This is a genomic window from Streptomyces sp. NBC_01294 (assembly GCF_035917235.1).
Lineage (GTDB): Bacteria > Actinomycetota > Actinomycetes > Streptomycetales > Streptomycetaceae > Streptomyces > Streptomyces caledonius.
In genome coordinates this window covers 7,153,656-7,176,774 of sequence record NZ_CP108423.1, presented here as the reverse complement: position 1 = coordinate 7,176,774, position 23,119 = coordinate 7,153,656, and the positions used below count along the sequence as shown (strand labels likewise).

The following is a 23,119-nucleotide window of genomic DNA, read 5'->3' as shown; positions in this document are numbered from 1 at the left end:
CCGCCCGCACTGATGGTCCCACCATGCCGCGAGACCCTGGCGCCGGACACGGGACGAACAGTCCCGGTCGGGGACCGTTCGGCGCTGCCGTCTCCTGACCCGGCGCCGGCCGAGCCCGCCGACGCATCGAGCCGGACGCCGGCTACGGCTCCAGTTCGATGCCGACCTCCGGCGGCCGGTGGAGCGTGTTGTGGACGGTACAGCCCGAGGCGACGGCGAGGAGACCGGCGCGGCGCCGTTCGGGCAGTTCCGGGGGCGGCACGATCACGATGCGTACGGTGGCCACCCGGGCGGGACGGTCGGCGGCCATCGTGAACTCCGTGCGCACCCGCAGTCCCTCGCGCGGCAGGCCGTGGCGGAGCAGGTAGCGTCCCGCGTAGAAGGCGACGCACGTGGCCAGCGAGGCGGCGAACAGCTCGGTTGGCGTGGGTGCGGTGTCCTTCCCGCCCGCGTCCACGGGCTGGTCGACCAGGATTCGGTGGCCGCGGACGGCGACGGCGTACGCGTCGCCTTCGACGTGGACGACATCGAGCCGGTGCGCTTCCTCCGGCCCCTGCGTGGCGCTCTTCTCCCGTGCCGTGTCCGTCATGACCGGACCTCGCTTTCGGCTGACTGCCGCCACTGTGGACCCACGGCCGGCCTCCGGGCATGGGCCCTTCGGGTCCCCATCGGGCCCTGTCGGGCCCTGTCGGGCCCTGCCGGGCCCCTCACGCCGTGTCGGCTGGAACGGGACGCTGGAGACCACGCCCAGCTGGACGCGTGCGACACGCCAAGGAGACACGCCACGACTGCCCGGGTCTGGACGAATCCCAAGGAAAGCCTCGGGGCGGCCGTCTGGGCGTCGGGACCTCCCGGCAGCCGGTCGTCCTCCTACGGGCCGACGGCGCGGAGCCCGGCACGCGGATGCACGCACCACAGTCCGAGACGTCCTCCGGAGGGTCAGGTTGCCCGCGCAGGCCCCCCACCTCGGCGGGCCAGCGCTCGGATTCGGCTCAGTCGTCCCGAGGGGTATCAGGGTGTCCGCCGAGCGGGTAGGGGCGTGCGGTGCCCTGGACGCGGACGGTGACCTGGTCGCCGACCGTGGGCGGGTCTGCGGTCGGGTCGAAGATCCGGGCGGCCACGGGGGTACCGTCGGCCAGGCGCAGGGCGAGCACCGCGTCGTGGCCGTAGAAGTCGCGCCGTACGACGGTGGCGGCGACCGCGTCCGGGGTTCCGGGCGGGGCGAGGGTGATCTGCTCGGGTCGCAGGAGCACGCACAGCGGGCCGGGCGGCAGGGCGCCGTCGGCGAGCGTGACCGGGAGGGCGCCGAGCGGGGTGCGGGCCCGGTCGCCGTCCAGTACGGCGGGCAGCCAGACCGCGTCGCCGACGAAGGAGGCCACCCATGGGCTTGCCGGTGCGTGGTAGAGGAGTTCGGGCGGTCCGCTCTGGATGATCCGGCCTTCGCGCATGACGGCGACCTCGTCGGCCATGGACAGGGCTTCGGCCTGGTCGTGCGTGACCAGGACGGCGGTGGCGCCGTCGGCGCGCAGGGCCTGCCAGACGTCCTGGCGCAGTTCGGCTCGCAGGGCGGCGTCGAGTGCGTTGAAGGGCTCGTCGAGGAGTACGACCGGTGGCCTGGGCGCGAGGGCGCGGGCGACCGCGACGCGCTGCTGCTGGCCGCCGGAGAGGTGGTGCGGCATGCGGTCCTGGAATCCGGACAGGCCCACGAGGTCCAGTACGGCGGCGGCCCGGCCGGCCCGGCGGGCGGCCCGGTCCAGTCCGTAGGAAACGTTGCCGAGGACGGACAGGTGCGGGAAGAGCGCGCCCTCCTGGGGGACCACCGCGATCCGCCGCCGCTCGGGCGGCACCGAGGTGTCGGCGGTGGCGACTCGGCGGCCGTCGACGCGGATCTCGCCCGCATCCGGCGTCTCGAAGCCTGCGATGCAGCGCAGCAGCGTGGTCTTGCCCGAGCCGGAGGGGCCGAGTACGGCCATCAGTGAGCCGGAGCGGACGGTGAGGTTCACACCGGCCAGCGCCTGGATGCCGCCGTAGGCCTTGCGGACCTCGCTGATGCGCAGTTCCGCCATGTCAGCCGCCTCCCCGGATGAGGACTCCGGTGCGCGCCGACAGCCACCAGGTGGGCACGGCGGCAATGAGCACCAGCAGGGCGGCGTAGGGCGCGGCGGCGGCGTAGGCGGCGACCGAGGTGTGCGTCCACAGGCCGGTGGCGAGGGTGTCCATTCCGGTGGGGCGCAGCAGCAGGGTGGCGGGCAGCTCCTTCATGCAGGTGAGGAAGACCAGGGCGGCCCCGGCGCCGAGGCCGGGTGCGGCCAGGGGGACGGTCACCGTGCGCAGTACGTGGGCCCGCCTGCGGCCGAGTGAGCGGGCGACCTCCTCCAGGGCGGGTGGCGCCTGCGCCGCGGCGGCGCCTACCGCCGCGACCGCGAGGGGCAGGAAGAGCGCCGCGTACGCCAGGGCGAGCAGCCAGACGGTCTGGTAGAGCGGGTAGGCCACGTTGATGCCGAAGAACACCAGGGCGAGGCCGATGACCAGGCCGGGCAGGGCGTGCGAGAGATACGCCAGGCGGTCCAGGCCGACGGGGAGCGGGCCCGGTACGCGGGCGGCGAGCAGTCCCACCGGCAATGCGAGCACCATGGTCAGGCCGGTGCCGAGCAGGGCCACCCCCAGTGAGTTGCGCGCCGCGGTGGCGAGTTCGGCGAGGGATCCGGGCCGCGAGACGCCCTCGAGGGACCAGTGGAGCAGGCTGGCGGCGGGCACGCCGAGGGCCGCCGCGATCACACCGGTGAGGCCGAGCGCGGCCGGCCACCGCAGGGGGCCCAGGCGGAGCCGGGCCGGCGGGCGGGGCGCGCCGCCGCCGAGCCGGGCGTAGCGGGCGCCGCGCCGCCGGGTGAGCTGCTCGGCCAGCAGCAGGAGCACAGTGAGGGTGACGAGGACGGTGGCGAGCACGAGCGCGCCGGTGCGGTCGAAGCCGAGGTTGATCGCGGTGAAGATGGCCCGGGTGAAGACGTCGACGCGGACGATGGAGACGGCGCCGAAGTCGGAGAGGACGTAAAGCGCGACGAGTAGCGCGCCCGCGCCCACCGCTGGGCGTACCTGGCGCAGTGTCACGCCGGCGGCCGTGCGCCACGGGCCGCGCCCGAGCGACCGCGACACTTCCTCCTGCGCCGGGTCGACGCCGGTCAGCGCGGCCGCGACGGGCAGGTAGACGTACGGGTACGAGACCAGGGTGAGGACGAGTGCCGCGGCCCAGAACCCCTCGAAGTCCTCCACGGTGGACACCCAGGCGAAGGCGGCCACGTAGCTGGGGACAGCGAGTGGCAGCGCGGCGAGCACCCCGAACAGCCGCCGCGCCGGTATGTCGGTACGTGTGACCAGGAAGGCCGCGGCCACGCCGATTACGGTGCACGCCACGGTGACGACCGCCGCCAGCGCCACGCTCCGCACGGCCAGTGCCGCGGTGCGGGCCGTGAACAGCTCGTCGGTGATCCGGCCCCAGCCGGCCTGGCCGACCCGCACGCCCAGGTACGCCAGCGGGATGAGCGCGACCCCCACCGCCAGCGTCGCGGCGGCCGCCAGCGTCGGACGCGGCACCAGCCGCCGCACCCGGCGTCGGACGAGGGCCGGCGACGACATGCTCAGACCAGCCCCGATTCCTTGATCATTTTGACCGTGGTCTCCAGATCGGCCAGGTCGCCCAGGTCGATGTCCGGCGCGTTCAGCGAGGACAGCTTGGGCAGGCCGGGCGCGCTGTCGACGCCGGCCGCCAGCGGGTACTCGTATGTCTCCTCGGCGAAGTAGGTCTGCGCCTCGCGGCCCAGCAGGTAGTCGACGAAGGCCCGCCCGTCCGGATCCCCCGCGGACCTGTCGAGCACGCCCACACCGGAGACGTTGACGAGGGAACCGATGTCTCCGTTCGGGAAGAAGTGGTTCTTCGCCTTCAGGGCGGCGACGGTGGTGCCCTTCTCCTTGGCCAGCTCGTGGACGTAGTAGTGGTTGACCAGCCCGGCGGCGAGCCTGCCGGAGTCGACGTCGGCGACGATGGGCGCGTTGCCCTCCCTGATCTGCGCGTTGTTGGCCTTCAGCCCCGCGAGGAACCGCTCGGTCTTCTCCTTGCCGTGCTCCACGCGCATCGCGGTGATGAACGCCTGGAACGAGCCGTTGGTCGGCGCGACGCCGACCTTGCCCATCCACCGGGGCTCGGTCAGTTCGAAGACCGACGTCGGCAGGCCGGCCGCGGGCACCTGGTCGGTGTTGTAGACCAGTACGCGCGAGCGCCCGGTGACCCCGACCCACTCTCCGCCCTTCGCCCGGTAAGCCGTCGGCACCTTCTCCAGTACCTCGGCCGGCAGCGGGGCGAACAGCCCCTTGGCCGTGACGGCCCCCAGCGCCCCGGCATCCTGGGCAAGGAAGACGTCCGCCGGGCTCCGCGCCCCCTCCTCCAGCAGCTGGGCCGCCATCTGGGCGGTATCGCCGTACCGCACCTCGACGGTGATACCGGTGGCCTTCCGGAATTCCTCCAGCACCGGTTTGACCAGCGATTCGCTCCGGCCGCTGTACACGGTGATCTTCTTGTCGCCGCCCGCAGCGGGGCCGGCTTCCGCCTGGTCGCCCTCCGCCGATCCGCACGCCGTGACTCCCAGGGCCAGCAGGCCTCCGAAGGTCGCGGCAAGCACGCGCCGCATTCCGGGGGTACGCACGATCCCACTCCTCCGCTGCCGACCGACCGGCTACAGATTGGACATATCACCTATATTAGGACAGCCTAACCTTAACTGCAGAGGAGGATCGGATGCGCGCGGCGAGCGCGTGAATCCACGCAGGGCGGGTCAGCTCTCGGGCTGGCTGATCAGCTGCGCGATGTAGAGGGGCTCACCCAGCTTTTCGACGAGCTCCAGCTGTGCGTCGAGGTAGTCGATGTGGTGTTCCTCGTCGGCGAGGATCCTTTCGAAGAGGTTCGCCGAGGTGACGTCACCCTTGGCGCGCATGATCTCGATGCCGCGCTTGAGCCGGTCGATCGCCTCGACCTCGACCTCACGGTCCACCTGGAACATCTCCGTGACCGTCTGCCCCACCCGCACGTGGAAGAGCCGCTGATAGTTGGGCAGGCCATCGAGGTAGAGGATGCGATCGGTCAGGGATTCCGCGTGGTTCATCTCGTCGAACGACTCGTGCCGCGTGTACGCCGCGAGCTTCGTCCAGCCGAAGCTCTCCTGCATCTTGGAGTGGAGGAAGTACTGGTTGATCGCGGTCAGTTCCGCGGTCAACTGCTCGTTGAGGAACTCAAGGACCTCGGGTACCTAAGTTCCGTTCTAAGGATTTCAGCCATGCCAAGAGCCACTCTGCGCTCGCTCCTCCTCGCCGTCCCGCTCGCCCTCGCCCTGACGGCCTGCGGCACCGCCGACGCCGACAAGGCCGGCGAAGCCAAGCCGCAGGCGAAGGAGACCGCCCCGGCCGGGGGCGCACACCAGCACACCGTGCTGGAGGCCGAGATCGCCGCCAACGGCGGCGAGACCAAGGTCGGGGAGTACCGCGTCGGATACATCGTCGAGGCGGCCGAGCCGTGGTTCCAGGCGGAGCAGGACGGACAGGGCGGTCACGCCGGACACGGCAAGCTGGTGAACCGCGAGCCGGCCAAGGACGAGACCCACCACATCGAGATCATCCCGATGGAGGCCGCCACCGGCCGCATCGTCCCGGACGTCCCGATCCGCCTCGAGGTAGTCGACGCCCAGGGCCAGGTGGTCCAGGCCCAGGACCTGAACTTCTACCACGCCGAGTTCTTCCACTACGCCAACAACTTCTCCATCCCCACGGCCGGGAAGTACACCCTGCGCGCCACCCTCCAGCCGCCGGCCTTCCTGCGGCACGGTGCCAGCGGTGAGACGCCCGCGCTGAGCGAGCCGGTCACCGCCACCTTCACCAACGTGGAACTGAAGCCCGAGAGCTGACCGGTGGCCCTCACCACGGATAGACCCCTGGTCACCGCCCCGGCCCCGCTGCCCGCCGGCTGCGGGCCGGAGCGGCCCACACCCCTGTGGGTCCTCGTCTCCCTCGGCATCCTCAGCTCCGCCGTCATCGCCGGCGCCTGCTGGATGTCCGGCCACGTCCACGCCGACACCACCCTCCGGACGGCGGCCCGCTTCTTCCACGTCGCCGCCCTGATCGTCGGCCTCGGCGCCGTCCTCGCCGTCGACTGGTTCGGCATCCTGTGGCTGTTGGGCAAGCGCCGCCTGTCCGACATCACCGGCACCGCCTGCGCCCTCCAGATACCCATCTGGCTCGGAATGGCCGGCCTCGTCGTCACCGGCCTGTTCCTGCGCCCGAACCTCGACTCGCCCTTGACCCTGGTCAAAGTCGGCCTGGTACTCGCCGTGACCGTCAACGGGCTGTACGCGCACCGGATCGGCCAGCGCCTGGAACGGTACGGGGACGACGTACCGATGCCTCGCCACCTGATGGTGCAGTCGGGCCTGGCCGCCGCCGTCAGCCAGACCGGCTGGTGGGGCGCCACCCTCATCGGCTTCCTCAACAGCCAGTCCTGACCAGCAGCCCTGCCCCACCCCCGAAGAGCACGTGTTCGCCAACTACCTCATCGGCCTGCGCGAGGGCCTCGAGGCCAGCCTCGTCGTCTGCATCCTCATCGCCTACCTGGCCAAGACCGGCAACCGGCACAAGCTGCCGCCGATCTGGACCGGGGTCGGGATCGCGGTCGCCCTCAGCCTCGGCGTCGGGGCCCTCCTGCAGTTCGGCTCCACCCAGCTGACCTTCGAGGCCCAGGAGATGCTCGGCGGCGGCCTGTCCATCCTCGCCGTGTCCCTGGTCACCTGGATGGTCTTCTGGATGCGCCGCACCGCCCGCCACCTGAAGGCCGAACTCCACGGCAAGCTCGACCAGGCCCTCGCCATCGGCACCGGCGCGCTCATCGCCACCGCCTTCCTCGCAGTCGGCCGCGAGGGCCTGGAAACCGCCCTGTCCGTCTGGTCCGCCGTCCAGGCATCCGGCAACGGCGCCCGCCCACTGACCGGAGCCGTCCTCGGCCTGCTCACCGCCATCGCCCTCGGCTGGCTGTTCTACCGCGGCGCCCTGCGCATCAACCTCGCGAAGTTCTTCACCTGGACCGGCGCCCTGCTCGTCATCGTCGCGGCAGGCGTCCTCGCGTACGGCATCCACGACCTCCAGGAAGCCGACATCCTCCCCGGCCTGGACAACCGTCTCTTCGACATCAGCGCCACCATCCCGCCCGACAGCTGGTACGGCACCCTCCTCAAGGGCATCTTCAACTTCCAGCCCAACCCCAGCATCCTCCAGGCCGCATTCTGGGCGCTCTGCCTCATCCCGGTCCTCTACCTCTTCCTGCGCCGACCGGCCCCCACGGCAGCCGCACCAGCGACCGGCAGAGGGTCCGTCCAATGCCGGCACCTCCAGCGGCGACCTAGATTCGCTACAGAACGTGATCGCCGGGAGGTTCGGGGATCGCGCCGACAAGGCTGGCATCCGGCCGTCTACTGCACGCAGGAAGCCGCCTCCCCGACCGGGCACACGGCCTGTCCGGGAGGCGGCTTTCCAGCACTGACGCCCCGTCGGGGAATGCGTCCGGCGAGCGTCAAATGAGCGTCACGGGCGTCAGATCAGCGTCAAGATATCCCCCGTAACGCCCACAACGCACATAACGCGCACTGGCAAACTTGCAGGTCAGGAGCTCTTCGCGATCGGTTCGAGGATCGCGACGCACTCCACGTGTTGATCGGGAACAAGTCGAGGCATCCGATGCATGGGAGCTCCGTCGAAGCTGACGCCCAGCACACCCAGTGTCGGTCGTTGGTCCAACATGGGGTGGCAATGGCATACAGCTCCCCCTGTGGTGTCGTGGCCGACGAGCAGCAGGAGGTAGGCGGTGGAGCGCAGTTCCTCCTCGCTCATGGCCCCGCTCTCGTCACCGGCCCGTACGAGGGCGCCCAGCAGGTCGGCTCCCCCGCTCTCACCGCCGGAACGCTTCTCGGTGATCAGGGCGTCCAGCAGCGCGTACAGGGCCCTTTCGGAGCGGACCGGGTCAGGCGACGTGTCGGGGGCGATGGTGGCCATGAGGGTGTCCCTGGTCGCCGGCGTGTCCAGGTGTGCGGGGACACCGAGGATCGCGCAGATCATCCGGAACGTCAGCGGCGCCGCGAAGTCCGCGATCAGGTCGATGTGCACCTGTTGCTCGACCCGGTCCAGCAGCCGGTTGGCCACCTGGGAGATGAAGGATTCGAGCAGTGCGATCCGACGGGGTACGAACGCCGAATTGACCAGGGTCCGCAGACGGGTGTGGTCCGGGGGATCGGCGTGGACCAGGTGCCGGTTGAGACCGGCCGGCCCCGGCACGTACCCGGGAACCCGTCCGGGGTCCTTGCTCAGGCGGGGATCGGTGAGCAAGGCCCGTACGTCCTCGTACCGGGAGACGTGCCACACCGCCGGCCGGGCGGGGCGCCGTTCGACGTGGGCGGGTGCGTGGCGGCGCAGCCAGGCGAAGTACGGGTAGGGGTCCCTCACCCGACCGGCCAGCAGGTCGGGGGGCGGGCGAGGGTCGGCTTCAGCGGACACGGTTCTCCGGGGTGGCGTTGATCGACGGACACCCGACCAACGAAAGCGCCTCACGCGGGGATGCGGCAGGTCTCGGCCTTGCCGGCGCACCCGGCCACCTCCGAGCGGATCACATACGAGCCGGGCGCACTCCTCACCCGGCGCCTCGGGATACCCGGTCTTCCGACGGCAGTACGGACCCCGCACCCTTCACCCAAGATCCGGACCATTGGCGGACCAGTCTTCGGCCCACCCCTGACCAGCTGTTCCGGGCCATGCACGAGCCAGATGCTGGATCAGTCCGTAGTGCTGGCGTCGCGCTCCGACGTCTCCTCTCCTGCATCGACTCCTCGATGCTCTGGCCGGCGCGGCGGGCGCATTCGGCCGCGTCCACGCCGGAGTGCAGCCGGTCGATCTGTTCCCTCAGCGCGCTCACGAACAACGGCGGTATCGGCACCGGGCGCGTGGCCTTGAGAGCTCGCCGCTCCAGCGAGCCGCGGGCATCCCGGTGATCGCGGATGGCGCCCACCCGGACACCGGGCTGATCCCCGCACCGCAGGGCAAGGAGCAGGTCCGTCAGCACACCGGCCTGCCCGCACCCGCCCCTCCGCAATACCCTTTGGCGCCCGCTGCCCGAGATGCAGCCACCGAACATGAACGGTTCGAAGGTCAGTTGTAACGTTCTGCGCGGCTACGGCACTGAGCGGTATGAGCCATGACGACGCGCGTGCACAGTTCCTCAACTGCACGCTGACGACCAGCCCGGAGCGCGGCCGCCACACACAGGGCCTGACCGGGCACGGCCGGAGGTTCGACGCGCTGCCGTCGTGCCACCCACGCGTGACGGCGCCGAACTACTCGTCATGAGCATCTCGTACAGCCTGCAGCGCCCGGGATGCACCATCGCGCCCGGGACGGACGCGGGCTGGATCGGGGAGGCCGGGCCGGGACCCCTCGTTTCCCGAACCGGGTGCGGGTTCGGCCTCCATGAGCCAGAACATCACCAAGCCAGCAACGAAAGGCCGAAATCAATGACCGCCGAAGCCGTCGAGACCGTCCACGTCTGCGCCTACCCCGGCTGCACCAACCCGCCCGAGCCGCAGGCACCCGACGCGCAGGGACCGGCGCCCCGCTATTGCGAGCACCCGGAGCACAACGCGCTCGGCGCGTTCAGGAAGTTCCGTGCCAAGCGGCAGCAGCGCAAGGAGGACAAGCGGGCGGCAGCCGAGACCAAGAAGGCGGCCAAGGACGGGGCGAACGGCGCCGGGGCGCCGGCCCCCGGCCAGACCTGGCCCACCGCCGGTACGGCGCACGGTGCGTCGGCGCACGCGCCCGCCCCGGAAACGGTGGCCCAGCCCTCCGGACAGGTCCCCGGTGCCGAGGTGGTGCCCCAGGAGCTCGGGCAGACCTCCGCCGTCGTCGCGTCCGAGCAGGCGTCGGCGGAGGCCGAGCCCTGTGACATGGGGGCCATGGCAACGGACGACGGCGACCGCGCCGCCCACTCCCGCGACGGCCTCGTCGCGCTCATCAACCAGCTTGCCACCGATCTGCCCGCCTACATCGAGGAGCTGGCGATCATCACGGACTCCGCGGCGGCCGAGGCCCGGATCGAGACCGTCACCCGCGCCGCCGCGCAGCGGATCCTGGCCGCCGAGGAGCGCGCCGCGCTCGCCGAGGAGGCGGGCGACATGGCCGTCGCCGCGCTCGACGCCGCGACGGAGAAGTTCGCCGAGGAGAGCGCCGCGATCCACGAGGAGACGGGCCGTCAGGTCGCGGACGCCGAGTTCGTCCGGGCCGAGCTGGAGCGCTACCGCGAGCGCGTCGCACTGCTCGAGGTCCGGCTCGACGCCGTCCGCGACGAGACCGACGAACTGCGGCGCGAGAAGGCCGCCCGCTCCACCGAGGACGAGCACCCGCGCCCCGCCGAGCACCAGTGCTGACCGCTCGCCCCCCGTGTCCTCGTCGATCCGGTAGCCGAAGAAGGAAGAGGGAATCCATGCAGAAGGGCACTCTCAAGCGGTGGTCCGCCCGCGTCGCGGCCGCCACCGCGATCGCGGCGACCGCCGCCCTCATCCCCGCCGCCTCCGCCCATGCGGTCACCCCGAACACCTTCCGCCTGTGCAACTACGGCAGCGGTTACGACACCGTGGTGGAGTTCCCGAACCAGGGCGGCTACGCGTTCCGCGTGCTCGCCGGCAAGTGTCAGACCGTCAGGATCGGTCGGGGGACGTCCAACGAGCCGCTGAAGCTGCACGCGGTCCAGGGAATCTGGAAGGGGCCTCGCAGCTACGTCTTCGCCGGGTTCGGCTACGACGACAAGCGCGGCATCGACATCACCACCAGGGGAACCTACGGAGCCGTCAACTGGGGTTGGCAGTAACCAACGTTGAGGGCCGGCCCGGGGCTGCGGTCCCAGGCCGGCCCTTTGTGTCGGCCCCGTGTGCCGACGCACAGCCGAGCTGGGGCGGGCCGCCGGTCCCGGCACGAACACCGAACAGAAACGGAAAAATCCTCATGTCCCGAACCAAGCGCCCGGCCCTGTGGATCGCCACGGCCGCGGTCGTCGTCGTGGCGGCCGTCGGTCTCTATCTCTTCCAGCCCTGGCGGCTGTTCACGACGGAACGCGTGGACGAGGCGGCTCCCGTGGCCACCGGACAGGCGGCAGCCGCGGCCAAGCCGTTGGCGACGGGCAGCTTCATCTCCCACGAGCACGAGACCAGCGGCTCGGTGGAAATCCTGCGGAGCGCGGACGGCAAGGCGACGCTGCGCCTGACGAACCTGCGCGCCTCCGACGGCCCGGCCCTGCACGTGTGGCTCAGCGACCAGCCGGTCAAGCGGGAGGGCGGCGGCAACCTCGACGACGGCAAGCACGTCGACCTGGGCAGCCTCAAGGGCAACGAGGGCAATCAGAACTACGCGATCCCGGCAGGGACCGACCTGAACGCGTTCTCCACGGTGACGATCTGGTGTGAACGCTTCAGCGTGTCGTTCGGCGCGGCCGAGCTGAAGCAGCGCGCCTGACGGCCCCGGGGCGAGCGCAAAGCGGTGGAGCGGGTGGCGATGCCACCCGCTCCACCGCTTTTCCGGCCTCCTACGACACCAGGATGGGGATGAGCAGAGCCACGCAGGCGATCAGGCTCCAGAGCGCGGGGGCCGCGCTCAGCGTCTGCTCGCGACGTGCCGCCGCCCGGGCCGCGGCAGCCTCACTGCGCGTCAGGTACCACGGGCCGACCCGCTCCTCCAGCCGCTGGTACAGCAGGCCGAGCACGGCGCCGTAGGCGAGGTGGCCGACCAGGGAGGGAAAGGCCAGGGCCAGTCCGGCGCCGCTCCACCGGGGCTCGGCGCCGAGCAGCACGGGAAGCAGCGTCAGGTTGCCCAGGACCCACCAGAGGAACCCGTAGGACACGCCCCAGCCGATCCCCGAGGCCGGGTCGAAGCTGCGGCGGCGGAAGAAGACCGCGTAGGTGACGCCGACGGCCTGGGAGATCAGCAGGTGGATGACGAGGCCCACGACCGCGGACTCCGAGCCGACGAGGGCGGCGACGACCGGCAGGAATCCCACGGCAACCATGACACCGGTGAAGATCACGCCGCCTGCCAGCCCGGCGATGACGCCGTGCCAGATCGAGATCACCCGTCCACCGGCGAGGCGTCCCTCGAAGGCGTGTCGTACGTCGTCGGAGAACACCGCCCGCGACAGGCCGCCGAGCCAGCAGGTGAGCAGGGCCGTACCGGAACCGAGCAGCAGGTAGCCGGGCAGCGACGCCACGGCGGCGCGCACCGCGGCCGGCGCCCAGTCGAGCCCGCGGGCGTCGAGCAGCGGCGCGATCGTGACCGCCGCGAGCACCCACCACGCGAACCCGAAGGCGGCGCCGCGGACGAGGGCCGGGCCCGGGCCCTCGTCGCGGTCGCCGAAGACCACCGCGCAGGAGACGCCGACCAGCGCGCCGACGATCAGCCCGTTCCAGCCGAGCCCGAGCACCGGGGCGACGAGCAATCCGGCGGTCGACGCGCGCACCACCAGCCCCGGCCTGAACTGCCGCTCCCCGCCCCGCAGCAGGGCGAGGGCGGCGGCCGTGACCGCTCCGTAGGCCAGGTGGCCGAGCAGACTGGGGATCAGCGCCTGCGCCGTCGCCACGTCCCAGGCCACCGGTTTGCCCAGCAGGACCGGCAGCAGCGTCAGCGGCCCGAGGAACCACCACAGCACGCCGTACGCGAGTCCCCAGAACAGCAGCTCGCGCTGGCCGGCCACGAGCGCGCCGAAGACGCTCCCGATGACCGCCGCGATCAGCAGGTGGACGGCGAAGCCCACGACGGGCACGTCGGTTCTGACGAGCGCCGCGACGGTGGGCAGGTAGCCGATCAGCGCCATCACCCCGCCGAAGACCAGCCCTCCCACGAGGCCTGCGAGGGCTCCCGCCCCGGCGCTACGGAATCCGGCGTTACGCATGGCGGTCGTCCTTGGTGGAGAGAGCGACGTCCCTGGGGAAGACCAGGTCGAGGGTCCAGTCGGCGAGCACGCGCAGCCGTTTCTCCGCACTGGGCAGCTTGCTCAGATAGATCGAACGCCACAGGACCCAGGCGAGGAAGCCGGAGACCTGCCGCCCGAAGATCTCGCCGGCCGCCGTGCGGTGCCCGAGCGACACCAGCACGCCGAGGCCGCCGAAGCGGAACGGGACGGGCCCGCGTCCGCCGAGGACCGCGGCAATGTTCCGCGCCGCCGCCCTGCCTTCGCGAATCGCGTGCTGCGCTGTCGGAGGGTAGACCCCGCCCGCCGGGTCGGGGATCCTCGCGCAGTCGCCCAGCGCCCACAGGCCCGGTACGCCGGGGACCTGCATCGTGGGTTCCACGGTGAGCGGCCGCTGCATGACCTGCTGCACCAGCGGGTTCGGCCGGTTGCCGGCCGTCCAGGCCAGGGTGCGCGTGGGCATGGTCTCGCCGGAGTCGAGCGTGATGTCCTCGGCGGTGGCCCCGGCCACGCGCGCACCGAGCCGGAACTCGATGCCGCGGCTGCCGAGTTTGCGCTGCGCGTACAGGCCGAGCCGCGGCGAGAGCTCTGGCAGCAGCCGCTCCCCCGCGTGCACGATCACGAACCTGGGCCGCGCCCCGTGCAGTCGCGGATAGAGGTGGAGCACGTCGTGCACCAGGTCGAAGAGCTCCGCGACCAGTTCCGTCCCGGCGAATCCGCCGCCTGCCACCACGAACGTCAACAGCCTGGCCTGTTCGGCCGGGTCGGGCTCCAGGTCGGCCCGCTCCAGCGCGCCGAGCACCTGATCGCGCAACCGGGTGGCGTCCTCGACGGACTTCAGCGGGAAGGCGTGCTCGCCCACTCCCGGCAGGTCGAAGAAGTGCGGCACCGCGCCGACCGCCAGGACCAGGTGGTCGTACGGGACACGGAGCATCCCGTCCCTGCCCGCGGAGACGTACGCGTTCCGTGTTGTCGTGTCGATCGAGACCACACGCCCGTGCAGGAAGGACGCGTGGTCGAGCCCGGCACGCGCCGGGGCGCTCACGTGCCTGGCCTCCACCGTGCTCGAGGCGACGCCGACGAGCAGCGGGGTGAACAGCAGGGAGTTCGAGTCGCCTATCAGCGTCACATGGGCGTCGAGCCCGCGAGCGACCCGCCGGTCCAGTTCACGCGCGGCGCCCACCCCGCCGAAACCGCCACCGACGATCACCACGTGGGGTTTGGCCCGCTGCGGTGCCGGCCGGGGCGGGCGCCAGGCTGAAAGGGCGTGAAGGGCGAGACCGGCAACCGTGCCGAACAGAGCGGCGCCGACGAGCTCGGGGAAGCGCGACACCGCCACCGAGATCGTCCATGACGGAGTCTCTCCCGCCAGCGCGGGAGCGAGCGTGAGTGTCCAGGCCACCCAGTCGAGCAGGCCGACGAGCAGCCCGACGGAGAACGCCGAGCCGCTGCTCTGCCTGTGGTCGCCGAAGAGGAGACCCAGTACGGCTCCGAGTACCACGACGTGCGCGGCCCACGGGATCCACGGCGGATTCGTCACGCCCGCGACGATCGCGCCACCGGGCAGTCCGGCGATGATGCCGAACAAGAGTCTTCTGAACAGAGTCATGCATGTCAGAGCAGACACGCCGCGCGAGCGTTACACGCCCCTCGGGCGCGAAGGGCGCCGAGGAGGGGGGATCACTGCCGCTGCCAGTCCCTGAACGCGGTGAGCAGCTGCGCTCTGGCGTCCGGAGAGACGCCGTCCGGGGTCAGTTCGCCTGTTGTGGCGATCGTCTGCCGGAACTGATCGAGGTAGCTCTCGCACCCGTCGCACTGCGCCAGGTGGTCGACGAAGCGCCGCTCGTCGCCCTCGGGCAGGGCGCCCTCCAGGAACTCGGTCACCAGCTCTACGAAGTCAACGCAGTCCACGGTCGTTCCCTCCCACCGCGACGTCATGTGCACCGGACAAGTAGTCCTCCAGCTTACGGCGCAGCATGGCCCGGGCCCGATGGAGGAGCACACGCTGGTTTCCCGGCGTGATCTCCAGCAGGGAACAGACCTCCTCCGAGCCGTATCCCTCGACATCGCGCAGCGTGACAACCGTGCGCAGTCGGGGCGGGAGTTCGTCGAGCGCCTGCGCGATCAACTCGCGCACTTCGCCCCTCAGCACGTGGTCCTCGGGAACATGCTGGTGACGCGGTTCCTGCCCGACGATCCAGTGCCCGGGGTACTGCTCGCCGGGGCCGCGGAACCGTGAGGCGTCCACCGTCGGCCCTTCCTCCTCCGGCAACAGGCTGGCGAAGGGTACGGTCTTGCTCTCCTTCGTACCGCGCGCCTTGGCCGTGTTGACCAGGATCCGGTACACCCATGTCTTCAGGGACGAACGGCCTTCGAAGTCTCCGATCCCCCTGATGACCGCCAGCCATGTGTCCTGGACGGCTTCCTCCGCGGACGCCTTGGTCGACACGAACGACATGGCCAGCCGGACCATGCCACCCGACCAGGTGTCCAGCACCAGGGCGAACGCCTCCTCGTCGCCGTCACGCAGCCGCTGGACCAGGACCTCGTCCGGCGGCAGTTCGCGCACGCCCCCCATTCGCTTCTCCCCTTACCGACCGTCAACTGGGAGGGTCAGCTTAGGGCAGCTCGGTGAACCGGAACGCCGCCCACGCCTTCGTTCACCTCACGGTAAGAACCTTCACACCGGGGCGACCGGACTCCCGGTGGGTTCGTCAGCCTCGCCGCGCGGCACGGAAGGCACCACGCAGTTGGTCGCGCGCTCCAACGGACAGGCTCGCACCGGGCAACTCACGCGGCAGCTCGCCCAGGATCGCGATGGTCTGCCTGAACTGGTCAAGACTGGCCTCACAGCCCTCGCACCTCGCCAGGTGCGCGAGGCAGTCGAGCTCGGTCGGCTCGTCCATGGCGCCATCGAGAAAGCTGGTCACCAGCTCGACGAACTCATCGCAGTTCATGACACCTGCCTGATCTCGCGCAACGGACGGTCGACCAGAGTACCCAAGGATGGGAGGACGTGAGGACGGTCCTGCTCGAGCGCGACGACGACTTCCCGCCGGAGGCTGAGCTGGCGCCAACGGGGGAACCACTCGCACGCGAGCCCGTCGACCTGGCCTCACCCGGACGGCCTGATGGGTCGGCGCGGGTGACGAAGCAGAGGTCAAGCGGGTGCGGAGCACGCTGACGACCTTCAGTGGGAGGCACCCCATCGACCCCTGCTGACCTGGGCGAACGAGTCGGTCCGCAGGCCGTGCGCGCACAGACAGGTATCCCGCGCCCACAGACAACGCCGCTTGCTCTCCTGCCCCTAGCGTCGAACTGCCGTGTGAGTGAGACGCATTGGCGTCCGGTGAACGCGGCCGCTCATCGCGACGTACCCAAGGGAGAAGAAGTGTTGTCGAAGTCAAAGGTCCTCGGGAGAGCCCGGAGCCTCCTCGCCGGTGCTCTGACCGGCCTGATGGCCCTGCTGGTGACCCTGCTCGGACCGGTCGGCGCCGCCCAGGCGGACACCGCTCCCTTCCAGGCCCGGCGCGTCTACGTCAATCTTTGGTCGCCGCCGGGCATCGGGCTGCGGGACAGCTATTCCTACTTCCTGCAGAGCGTCCGCGACGCGGCCGGGCACGCCGGACCGGAGAGCGTGATGCTGACGCAGGACCAGGGCGTCGGACTGGTCTGGGTCACCCTGACCACCCGCAACGACCACAACCAGGAACGCCGCATCCACCTCTGGATGAACCCCGCCAACATGTACGTCCTCGGCTTCACCACCCACGACGGCCGTACGTACGAGTTCAACGACACCGGCCGAGTCGGCGGAAACGCTGGGCGGCGCCGCCCAGCGCAGCCGGGAGCAGATGTCGGTCGGCTACTACGACATCCACCGTCCCCTGCCGGGCTGGCAGGTCGCGCTGGAGAACGCCTGGGGCTCCCTCTCCAACTACTGGCGGCGCCTGCTGAATCCGCAACTTCCCGACACGGCGCCCTACCTCCCCGGGGTCGCCGACTCCTACGGGATCGACAACGTCCGCCGCTACCTGTCCATCGCCAACAGCGGAGGCTGAACAGCCGCGCCTTGTCACTGGCACCGTCACCCGCTTGACTTCGTCCCGGGCCAGTCCGCTGAGCGGCGCCAGGGTGGAGAGGAATCCGACTGATGATGATCGACAGTGCGGTCATAGCGCCCGCCGAGCGGGCCGAGGCGATCCGCGAGGCCATCTGGAGCAGCGTGGTGCGGGTGGAGATCACGCATCAGCCGAACCCACGGCTGATCCGCACGGTGGGGGCGATCAGCGGGATCGGGCCGCTGCAGGTCTGCTCTGTCCGTGCCAACGCCACCACCATCCGGCGTACGCCCTCGCTCGCCCGCGACGACATGGAGCCGAGCCTGTTCGTCGGGTTGCAGGTCACCGGGAGCAGCATGGTCGTCCAGGACGGGAGAGAGGCCGTGCTGCGGCCCGGCGATCTGGCACTGTACGACACCACGCGCCCCTACACGCTGTTCAACAAGGACGGCATCCACCAGCACTTCTTTCGCATCCCGCGCGCTGAACTCGCGCTACCCGCCGGGCTGCTGGACCGTGTCACCGCGGTCCGCTTCAGCCGCAGCGACCCGCTGGCCGACCTCACCGCCACCTGTCTGCGGCGTATCGCCCGCCACCAGGCCCGTCCCGCTCCCTCCACCGAGTACAGCATGGACGGGGCGGGCCGGCCGGGCATCGAACTGCTGCGTGCCCTCATCACGGCCCGACTCGGTGACCACCGCAGCGCCTCCGAACCCCTGCACGACACCCTGCACCTGCGGATTCTGGACTACGCCCGCGCCCACCTGGGCGACCACGACCTGACCGCGGCACGCATCGCGGCCCATCACCACATCTCGCGCCGCTGCCTGTACAACACCCTGTCGCGCAAGGGCATCTGCCTGGGCGACTGGATCCGGACACAGCGCCTGGAACGCTGTCGTGACGAACTCGCGGCACCCGCCGCACGGCACCGGCCGATCGCCGCCATCGCCTGGCGCTGGGGCTTTCCGAACGCCGCCCACTTCAGCCGCACCTTCAAGCACGCGTACGGCCTCACCCCGAGCGATTGGCGGGCCCTGCACACCGCACCGTGATGCGGGCCCCGCCCGCTCAGGTGTCGTGGTGGGCGACCGGGACCGCGGGTCGGAGCCGGTGGCGCCGCCACTCGCTCGGGGTGACCCCGTAGGCCGAGCGGAACCGCCGAGTGAAGTGACTGGGGCTGGTGAAGCCGCAACGGGTGGCCACGGCGGATACGGGCAGGGCCGCGTGGCGGGGCGAAGCCAGCAGGCGGCACGCCGCCTCCAAACGCTCGCCTATGAGCCACTGTTCCAGGCTGATTCCCGCACGACCCAGGACCACGTAGAGCTGCCTCCTGGATATGGCGTGCTCCACGGCGATGCGCTCCGGGCCGAGGTCGGGATCGGTGAGGTGGCGGCGTGCGTAGGCCGTGATCCGGGCCACCAGCGAGCTGTCCATGGCCGCTCTGACGTGCCGGTCCTGCTCGTCGTGCGCCGCCGATGTCAGCAGGGCCCGCACGAGTTCGGTGGTGGCGTTCGCGAGGGCGGGGGCTCCGGGGTCGGCCTCCAGCAGGCCCGGATCCCGCCAGAGTGCCCGCAGGTGCCCCAGGAGCAGGTCGTGCAACGGGCTGGCCCGCAGCCGTACGGAGGCCCGTACCACGGTGTCGACCGGCACTCCGAGATACTCCATGTCCATGGTGATGGCCTGCGAGGCCCCGTGTCCGGACCAGCCGTAGGTGCGCGGCGCGAGCTCGTGGAAGACACAGATGTCGTCCGGCCCCAGGGTGAACCTCCCGCCCGCCTGTTCGGCTCGGTGGACGCCCCTGGTCTGGAGGGAGACCGAGACCACCGGACGGTCCCGGTGCCCGCGCACGTGCCTGGCCGTCCGCCGGACCTCGAACCCCGAGCACCGTACGTCGAAGAGGTCCAGCCCGCCCACCCGCCATCCTTCGATCCGGGCACGCATCCCCGTCTCGGGCTCCTCGTGAACGATGTCGTTCGGCACGGAGGTGTCCGTCATCGCGTGGTGGAACGCGTCCACCCTCTCGCGCGGTGCGAAGTCCTCCAGCTCCAGCAGCAGCACGGACTACCCCTCCATCACGGTTGTCGGAATCCGGTGGTGCTCATCCTCCCGGGGAGGCTGCCGGCCCACTTGCCTCTGCGTGCCCACCCCTGTGCTCCAGTGCCCTCTGCCGGAGCCCTGCACCGAGGGTCAACTCCCTTGCGCGGACAGGCGACCGTGCACTCTCCCAGCCGTCTAGCTTCGGACTGCGCCCCAGCTCGACACGGCGTGGGGCGTACTCCCCCTGCGTACCCCCCTTGATGCGACGAGAGGTCCGATCCATGACCGACCACACCCCTGTCACGCCGGTACTGGAGCCGGCCGCCGCCGACTTCGCGGAAGCGACCGGGACACCGCCGTTCCTGTTCCAGATCCCCCCGGCCGAGGGCCGCAAAGCCGTCGACGCGGTGCAGTGGGGCGGCGAGATCGCCAAGCCCGACGTGGACGAGGAGTGGGTGACCGTCACGGGCGGCCCCACCGGCGAGGTCAGGGCCCGGATCGTCCGACCTGCCGGGGTGAGCGGCGCCCTGCCCGTCGTGCTCTACATCCACGGCGCGGGATGGGTGTTCGGCAACGCGCACACCCACGACCGCCTCGTCCGGGAACTGGCCGTCGGCGCCCGGGCCGCCGTCGTCTTCCCCGAGTACGGACTGTCGCCCGAACACCGCTACCCCGTCGCCATCGAGCAGAACTGGACGGTGGCCCGCTGGGTGGTCACCGACGGCTCCGGCCACGGCCTGGACCCCGCCCGCATCGCCGTGGCCGGCGACTCGGTCGGCGGCAACATGGCCGCGGCGCTGACCCTGATGGCCAAGGAACGCGGCGGACTCGCCCTGCGCCAGCAGGCCCTCTTCTACCCCGTCACCGACGCCGCCTTCGACACCGGCTCCTACCACCAGTTCGCGGAAGGGTACTTCCTGCGCCGCGACGGGATGCGGTGGTTCTGGGACCAGTACACGACGGACGAGGCCCAGCGGGCGGAGATCACCGCCTCCCCGCTGCGCGCCACCACCGAGCAGCTGACCGGTCTGCCGCCGGCCCTGGTGATCACCGCGGAGGCGGACGTCCTGCGGGACGAGGGCGAGGCGTACGCGAACAAGCTGCGAGCCGCGGGCGTGCCCGTCACGGCGGTGCGCTACCAAGGCATCATCCACGACTTCGTCATGCTCGACGCGCTGCGTGGGACAAACGCGGCGGCGTCCGCGATCGAACACGCCGTCCGCGTCCTGGAGCGAGCGCTGGCCGATGACTGACCCGGAACCGGCGCCGGAGGTGCCCCCCGGGCTCGGCTCGACGGGCGGGGGCCGGCACATGGAGCCCGACCTGCGCCGGATGACGCGCATCAACCTGCGGCCCATCGCCTCGCCCATGCCGCTGGGCTTCTATTCCGTGGCCATCGCCTCGGTGATCGTCGGCTGCTTCCAGATCGGGCTCTTCGGGGAAGGCTCGCACCGCGCCGTCGGCCTGGCCATCCTGCCGGCCTTCGTCCTGCAACTGCTGGTGAGCTACTTCGCGTTCGGGGCCCGTGACGTGCTGGCGGCGACCCTCATGGCCTGCTTCTCCGGCTTGTGGCTGGTGAACTCCCTGACCCTGTTCGTGGACGCGCCGGGCGGGACCCGGGTGCTGGGCGTCCTCAACGCCGTCTTCGCCCTCTTCGCCGTGCTGATGGCATCCGTCGCGACCCCCAAGCGGGCCCTGTGGCTGGTGCTGTGCGCGGCGGTCCCCCGCTTCGCCGTGGCAGCGCTCGCCAACCTCACCGGCGTGGACTGGCTGGGCACCGTCTCCGGGGTCCTCGGGCTCGTGCTGGCGGCCGTCGCCCTGTACACGGCCTTCGCCCTGATGCTGGAGGACATGCGCGGCGAGCCGGTTCTCCCCATCGGCCGCAGTGGTCCCGCGCATCACGCCGTCGAGGGCGATCTGACGGTCCAGTTGCGCAATCTCGAGCGGCAGGCCGGCGTACGCCGCACGCTCTGACCCCCTGGCCCTTCTGCCACTTCCCCTTTCGAAAGCGAGCACCGTGAGCAGCAGCATGCCCGTCGGCGGCATCACCGCCGTGTCCGGACCGGCCGAGCGTCCGGGGGACGGCCAGGCCGCCGACCTCGTCCTGCGCAATGCACGCATCCATACACAGGACCCCTCCCGGCCGGCCGCGACGGCGATCGCCGTGCGTGATGGCCGGATCACGGCCCTGGGCGACGACGCTGACGTCGCCCGCCTGGTGGGACCGGCCACCCAGGTGGTGGACGCCCTCGGCCGGCGGGTGGTCCCAGGGCTCAACGACTCCCACCTGCACGTCATCCGGGGCGGCCTGAACTACGTACTGGAACTGCGCTGGGACGGCGTCCCCTCCCTTCGGCAAGCCCTGGCCATGCTGCGCGAGCAGGCCGGCCGCACCCCCAAGGGCCAGTGGATCCGGGTGGTCGGCGGCTGGACCGCCGAGCAGTTCGCCGAACGCCGGATGCCCACCGCGGCCGAACTCACCGCCGCCGCACCCGACACCCCGGTGTTCGTCCTGCACCTGTACCAGTCGGCGATCCTCAACCGGGCCGCCGTGCGCGCCGCCGGATTCACCCGCGACACCCCGGACCCGAGGGGCGGGCAGATCGTCCGGGACCGGAACGGCGACCCCAACGGCCTGCTGCTGGCCGCCCCGAGCGCGCTGATCCTCTACTCCACCCTCGCGAGGGCCCCCGCGCTCGACGCAGCCGACAAGATGGTCTCCACCCGGCACTTCCTGCGCGAGCTGAACCGGTTCGGCCTGACCTCGGCCGTGGACGCGGCCGGCGGATTCCAGAGCTTCCCCGAGAACTACGCCACCGTCACCGAACTGGCCCGCGCGGGCGAGCTCAGCGTACGCATCGGCTACCACCTGTTCCCGCAGACCGCCGGCCAGGAGCTGGCCGACCTCGAACGCTGGACCGCGACCGTCCGGCCGGGCGACGGCGACTCATGGCTGCGGCTGAACGGCGCCGGCGAGAACCTCACCTGGGCTGCCGCCGACTTCGAGAACTTCTCCGAGCCGCGCCCGGAACTCGGCTCCTACGAAGCCGAGTTCGAGAAGGTGGTCCGGCTGCTGATGGAGAACGGCTGGGGCTTCCGGCTGCACGCGACGTACGACGAGACCATCGGCCGAGACCTCGCCGTCTTCGAGAAACTGGCTGCTGACGGACTGTTCCCCGACGGCAACAGCTGGTTGTTCGACCACGCCGAGACCGTATCCTCCCGGAACCTGGAGCGGATCGCGGCACTGGGCGGCGGGATCAGCGTGCAGAACCGGATGTCGTTCCAGGGCACGGCGTTCGCACAGCGCTACGGGGCCGAGGCCGCCGCGCTCGCCCCACCCGTCACCGACATGCTGCGACACGGTCTGCCCGTCGCAGCGGGCACCGACGCCACGCGCGTCTCCTCGTACAACCCGTGGGTGGCCCTGTACTGGCTGGTCACCGGCCGGACCGTCGGCGGCGCGGCCCTGCGGCCGGCCGACCAACTGCTCTCCCGCGAGCAGGCCCTGGAGCTGTACACCCTCGGCGGGGCGCGGCTCACCGGGGAGGACGAAGACAAGGGCACCCTCTGCGAAGGGCGGTTCGCGGATTTCGCCGTCCTGTCGCACGACTACTTCGCCGTGGCGGCCGATGACATCCCGCACATCGAGTCCCTGCTGACCGTGGTCGGCGGCCGGATCGTGTACGCCGCCGGTGAGTACGAGGACCTCGACGAGGCCGTCCCGCCGGTCAGCCCGGCGTGGAGTCCCGTCGCGCACTTCGGCGGCTACCAGGCCTCGCCGCCGCCCTCGGTGGCCGGCGCCCGCCAGGCCGATCTGCTGGCTGAGGCGGTCACCGCCTCCGAGCAGCACCGGCAATGGAGGGTCGCGCGCGGCTTCGTCCCCGAGGAGTCGCCGCCCGCCCTCTTCGATCCGTGCTTCGTCCTCTGACCCGCCCGCCTACCCCGCCCACACACCCGGTCCCTTCCCCGTCCCCTTCCCACACCGTTC

At 71.1% G+C, this 23,119-nt stretch carries 22 protein-coding genes and 2 pseudogenes; 12 read left to right on the top strand and 12 right to left on the bottom strand.

Going from position 1 to position 23,119, the window contains the following annotated elements; translation table 11 throughout:
* Nucleotides 1–142 precede the first annotated feature (142 nt).
* The 5 genes and pseudogenes from OG534_RS32480 to bfr form a co-directional block, all read right to left on the bottom strand.
* Entirely contained in the window at nt 143–589 is a 447-nt protein-coding gene (locus OG534_RS32480) for an OsmC family protein (protein WP_326592815.1), read from the bottom strand.
* Between the two features lie 403 nt (nt 590–992).
* On the bottom strand, nt 993–2,066 hold the full coding sequence (locus OG534_RS32475) for an ABC transporter ATP-binding protein (protein WP_326592814.1): 1,074 nt from the start codon (nt 2,064–2,066) through the stop codon (nt 993–995).
* 1 nt (nt 2,067) lies between these two features.
* Nucleotides 2,068–3,633 carry an ABC transporter permease gene (locus OG534_RS32470; protein ID WP_326592811.1) on the bottom strand — a complete coding sequence of 522 codons (1,566 nt, stop codon included), beginning with the start codon at nt 3,631–3,633 and terminating at the stop codon, nt 2,068–2,070.
* 2 nt (nt 3,634–3,635) lie between these two features.
* Nucleotides 3,636–4,697 carry an iron ABC transporter substrate-binding protein gene (locus OG534_RS32465; protein ID WP_326592809.1) on the bottom strand — a complete coding sequence of 354 codons (1,062 nt, stop codon included), beginning with the start codon at nt 4,695–4,697 and terminating at the stop codon, nt 3,636–3,638.
* Nucleotides 4,698–4,826: 129 nt separating this feature from the next.
* A pseudogene (gene bfr, locus OG534_RS32460) lies at nt 4,827–5,294 on the bottom strand (bacterioferritin); the annotation flags it as partial.
* Between the two features lie 30 nt (nt 5,295–5,324).
* Between bfr and OG534_RS32455 the strand changes: the two are divergent.
* Genes OG534_RS32455 through efeU form a run of 3 tightly spaced genes read left to right on the top strand, consistent with a single transcriptional unit; the run spans nt 5,325 to nt 7,611 of the window.
* Nucleotides 5,325–5,948, top strand: a complete 624-nt coding sequence (locus OG534_RS32455) for an iron transporter (protein WP_326592807.1) — start codon at nt 5,325–5,327, stop codon at nt 5,946–5,948.
* Between the two features lie 3 nt (nt 5,949–5,951).
* Nucleotides 5,952–6,542, top strand: coding sequence for a hypothetical protein (locus OG534_RS32450; protein ID WP_326592805.1), 591 nt, complete (start codon nt 5,952–5,954; stop codon nt 6,540–6,542).
* Between the two features lie 31 nt (nt 6,543–6,573).
* Nucleotides 6,574–7,611 carry an iron uptake transporter permease EfeU gene (efeU, locus tag OG534_RS32445; RefSeq protein WP_326592804.1) on the top strand — a complete coding sequence of 346 codons (1,038 nt, stop codon included), beginning with the start codon at nt 6,574–6,576 and terminating at the stop codon, nt 7,609–7,611.
* A gap of 81 nt (nt 7,612–7,692) precedes the next feature.
* Here efeU and OG534_RS32440 read toward each other — a convergent pair whose 3' ends face one another.
* Entirely contained in the window at nt 7,693–8,580 is an 888-nt protein-coding gene (locus OG534_RS32440) for a hypothetical protein (protein WP_326592803.1), read from the bottom strand.
* A gap of 1,010 nt (nt 8,581–9,590) precedes the next feature.
* Here OG534_RS32440 and OG534_RS32430 point away from each other — a divergent pair.
* The 3 genes from OG534_RS32430 (at nt 9,591) to OG534_RS32420 (ending at nt 11,580) form a co-directional block, all read left to right on the top strand.
* Complete coding sequence (locus OG534_RS32430) at nt 9,591–10,499, top strand: hypothetical protein (RefSeq protein WP_326594054.1); 909 nt, start codon at nt 9,591–9,593, stop codon at nt 10,497–10,499.
* 56 nt (nt 10,500–10,555) lie between these two features.
* A complete protein-coding gene (locus OG534_RS32425; protein ID WP_326592802.1) occupies nt 10,556–10,939 on the top strand; it encodes a hypothetical protein in 384 nt (127 codons plus the stop codon).
* A 134-nt stretch (nt 10,940–11,073) separates the two neighbouring features.
* Nucleotides 11,074–11,580 carry a DM13 domain-containing protein gene (locus OG534_RS32420; protein ID WP_326592800.1) on the top strand — a complete coding sequence of 169 codons (507 nt, stop codon included), beginning with the start codon at nt 11,074–11,076 and terminating at the stop codon, nt 11,578–11,580.
* Between the two features lie 70 nt (nt 11,581–11,650).
* On the opposite strand, the gene OG534_RS32415 is transcribed toward OG534_RS32420, so the two are convergent.
* The 5 genes from OG534_RS32415 to OG534_RS32395 form a co-directional block, all read right to left on the bottom strand.
* Nucleotides 11,651–13,009, bottom strand: coding sequence for a hypothetical protein (locus tag OG534_RS32415; RefSeq protein WP_326592798.1), 1,359 nt, complete (start codon nt 13,007–13,009; stop codon nt 11,651–11,653).
* On the bottom strand, nt 13,002–14,636 hold the full coding sequence (locus OG534_RS32410) for an NAD(P)/FAD-dependent oxidoreductase (RefSeq protein ID WP_326592795.1): 1,635 nt from the start codon (nt 14,634–14,636) through the stop codon (nt 13,002–13,004). Before OG534_RS32410 ends, OG534_RS32415 begins: the two co-directional genes overlap by 8 nt.
* 71 nt (nt 14,637–14,707) lie before the next feature.
* Nucleotides 14,708–14,938, bottom strand: a complete 231-nt coding sequence (locus OG534_RS32405) for an anti-sigma factor family protein (protein WP_326592793.1) — start codon at nt 14,936–14,938, stop codon at nt 14,708–14,710.
* Nucleotides 14,925–15,605 carry an RNA polymerase sigma factor gene (locus OG534_RS32400; RefSeq protein ID WP_326592791.1) on the bottom strand — a complete coding sequence of 227 codons (681 nt, stop codon included), beginning with the start codon at nt 15,603–15,605 and terminating at the stop codon, nt 14,925–14,927. Before OG534_RS32400 ends, OG534_RS32405 begins: the two co-directional genes overlap by 14 nt.
* A 136-nt stretch (nt 15,606–15,741) precedes the next feature.
* Nucleotides 15,742–15,984, bottom strand: coding sequence for an anti-sigma factor family protein (locus OG534_RS32395; protein WP_326592790.1), 243 nt, complete (start codon nt 15,982–15,984; stop codon nt 15,742–15,744).
* Between the two features lie 500 nt (nt 15,985–16,484).
* Between OG534_RS32395 and OG534_RS38760 the strand changes: the two are divergent.
* The 3 genes and pseudogenes from OG534_RS38760 to OG534_RS32385 all read left to right on the top strand — a co-directional run.
* Nucleotides 16,485–16,820 (top strand): annotated as a pseudogene (locus OG534_RS38760) (ribosome-inactivating family protein); the annotation flags it as partial.
* Nucleotides 16,821–16,881: 61 nt separating this feature from the next.
* Nucleotides 16,882–17,088 (top strand): hypothetical protein, encoded by a 207-nt coding sequence (locus tag OG534_RS32390; protein ID WP_326592788.1) that lies wholly within the window; start codon nt 16,882–16,884, stop codon nt 17,086–17,088.
* A 92-nt stretch (nt 17,089–17,180) separates the two neighbouring features.
* A complete protein-coding gene (locus OG534_RS32385) occupies nt 17,181–18,143 on the top strand; it encodes a helix-turn-helix domain-containing protein (protein WP_326592786.1) in 963 nt (320 codons plus the stop codon).
* 16 nt (nt 18,144–18,159) lie between these two features.
* On the opposite strand, the gene OG534_RS32380 is transcribed toward OG534_RS32385, so the two are convergent.
* Nucleotides 18,160–19,149, bottom strand: coding sequence for a helix-turn-helix domain-containing protein (locus tag OG534_RS32380; RefSeq protein ID WP_326592784.1), 990 nt, complete (start codon nt 19,147–19,149; stop codon nt 18,160–18,162).
* 260 nt (nt 19,150–19,409) lie between these two features.
* Between OG534_RS32380 and OG534_RS32375 the strand changes: the two genes are divergently transcribed.
* The 3 genes from OG534_RS32375 to OG534_RS32365 are packed head-to-tail and all read left to right on the top strand — an operon-like array spanning nt 19,410 to nt 23,059.
* On the top strand, nt 19,410–20,381 hold the full coding sequence (locus tag OG534_RS32375) for an alpha/beta hydrolase (protein WP_326592782.1): 972 nt from the start codon (nt 19,410–19,412) through the stop codon (nt 20,379–20,381).
* The gene (locus OG534_RS32370; protein ID WP_326592780.1) at nt 20,374–21,102 is read left to right on the top strand and encodes an acetate uptake transporter family protein; all 729 of its coding nucleotides are present in this window, start codon (nt 20,374–20,376) and stop codon (nt 21,100–21,102) included. Before OG534_RS32375 ends, OG534_RS32370 begins: the two co-directional genes overlap by 8 nt.
* A 55-nt stretch (nt 21,103–21,157) precedes the next feature.
* Nucleotides 21,158–23,059, top strand: a complete 1,902-nt coding sequence (locus OG534_RS32365) for an amidohydrolase (protein WP_326593975.1) — start codon at nt 21,158–21,160, stop codon at nt 23,057–23,059.
* The last annotated feature ends 60 nt before the right edge of the window (nt 23,060–23,119 follow it).

What these genes read in the sequence shown, in the direction of transcription:
- OG534_RS32480 (WP_326592815.1), bottom strand. Translation starts at nt 589, where the DNA reads ATGACGGACACGGCACGGGAGAAGAGCGCCACGCAGGGGCCGGAGGAA.
- OG534_RS32475 (WP_326592814.1), bottom strand. Translation starts at nt 2,066, where the DNA reads ATGGCGGAACTGCGCATCAGCGAGGTCCGCAAGGCCTACGGCGGCATC.
- OG534_RS32470 (WP_326592811.1), bottom strand. Translation starts at nt 3,633, where the DNA reads ATGTCGTCGCCGGCCCTCGTCCGACGCCGGGTGCGGCGGCTGGTGCCG.
- OG534_RS32455 (WP_326592807.1), top strand. Translation starts at nt 5,325, where the DNA reads ATGCCAAGAGCCACTCTGCGCTCGCTCCTCCTCGCCGTCCCGCTCGCC.
- OG534_RS32430 (WP_326594054.1), top strand. Translation starts at nt 9,591, where the DNA reads ATGACCGCCGAAGCCGTCGAGACCGTCCACGTCTGCGCCTACCCCGGC.
- OG534_RS32425 (WP_326592802.1), top strand. Translation starts at nt 10,556, where the DNA reads ATGCAGAAGGGCACTCTCAAGCGGTGGTCCGCCCGCGTCGCGGCCGCC.
- OG534_RS32420 (WP_326592800.1), top strand. Translation starts at nt 11,074, where the DNA reads ATGTCCCGAACCAAGCGCCCGGCCCTGTGGATCGCCACGGCCGCGGTC.
- OG534_RS32415 (WP_326592798.1), bottom strand. Translation starts at nt 13,009, where the DNA reads ATGCGTAACGCCGGATTCCGTAGCGCCGGGGCGGGAGCCCTCGCAGGC.
- OG534_RS32410 (WP_326592795.1), bottom strand. Translation starts at nt 14,636, where the DNA reads ATGACTCTGTTCAGAAGACTCTTGTTCGGCATCATCGCCGGACTGCCC.
- OG534_RS32400 (WP_326592791.1), bottom strand. Translation starts at nt 15,605, where the DNA reads ATGGGGGGCGTGCGCGAACTGCCGCCGGACGAGGTCCTGGTCCAGCGG.
- OG534_RS32395 (WP_326592790.1), bottom strand. Translation starts at nt 15,984, where the DNA reads ATGAACTGCGATGAGTTCGTCGAGCTGGTGACCAGCTTTCTCGATGGC.
- OG534_RS32390 (WP_326592788.1), top strand. Translation starts at nt 16,882, where the DNA reads ATGTCGGTCGGCTACTACGACATCCACCGTCCCCTGCCGGGCTGGCAG.
- OG534_RS32385 (WP_326592786.1), top strand. Translation starts at nt 17,181, where the DNA reads ATGATGATCGACAGTGCGGTCATAGCGCCCGCCGAGCGGGCCGAGGCG.
- OG534_RS32375 (WP_326592782.1), top strand. Translation starts at nt 19,410, where the DNA reads ATGACCGACCACACCCCTGTCACGCCGGTACTGGAGCCGGCCGCCGCC.
- OG534_RS32370 (WP_326592780.1), top strand. Translation starts at nt 20,374, where the DNA reads ATGACTGACCCGGAACCGGCGCCGGAGGTGCCCCCCGGGCTCGGCTCG.
- OG534_RS32365 (WP_326593975.1), top strand. Translation starts at nt 21,158, where the DNA reads ATGCCCGTCGGCGGCATCACCGCCGTGTCCGGACCGGCCGAGCGTCCG.